Source organism: Streptococcus sp. S784/96/1 (assembly GCF_902729355.1).
In the GTDB taxonomy this organism is placed as follows: Bacteria; Bacillota; Bacilli; order Lactobacillales; family Streptococcaceae; genus Streptococcus; species Streptococcus caledonicus.
The window spans coordinates 1-582 of record NZ_CACVCC010000083.1 but is presented as its reverse complement, the minus strand read 5'-3'; the positions used below and the strand labels follow the sequence as shown (position 1 = coordinate 582).

General features: G+C 38.7%; 1 protein-coding gene. It reads right to left on the bottom strand.

Features of this window, described 5'->3' with window-relative positions:
* Positions 1-501: sigma-70 family RNA polymerase sigma factor (locus GZ996_RS11680; protein WP_162012128.1), on the bottom strand; the 501-nt coding region annotated here is incomplete at its 3' end.
* Between the last annotated feature and the right edge of the window lie 81 nt (positions 502-582).

Genomic DNA, 582 nt, shown 5'->3' with positions numbered 1-582 from the left:
CCACCGATAATCGCTCCCCCATCCAAGTCTCCCTAACTTAGCTTTAACCTTTCTCTGAAAAGCACGTCTCCCCTTAAAACATTCCCCACTCATTAAATACCTTAAATACTCTTTCTCCTCATCTGATAACTCCTTACACAACTCTTTTATAGCTTCCCTATACGCAACCAATTCACATACGTCTAATCCATCACCTGATACCGAATGAGCTACCTCCCCAATTTCATCATATGCCATCCGATCAAAACCTCTCTTGACACTCTCTTGTTTTCGAAGCTCATCCTTAACACGGTTCGAAAATTTTGTCTTAAAATAAACACACATTTTTCTCGTATTCAAAACTAGCTCTGGTTCCTTAGCCAATAACTGATATAAGGTTATCATCCCCTCTTGGTGCCAATCCTCTCGTTCCCACAGCTTGATAAAATAAACCTGCATCAACTTCAACACAATGGGTCTAACTTTACCATAAACACTCTCAAAATTTATCGTAGCTTCCATTAATTTATCCTCCATTATTAAGATAACACTAGTTTACCCTCATAACTGAAAAAAGAACATGACACAAATGTCATGCCCTAG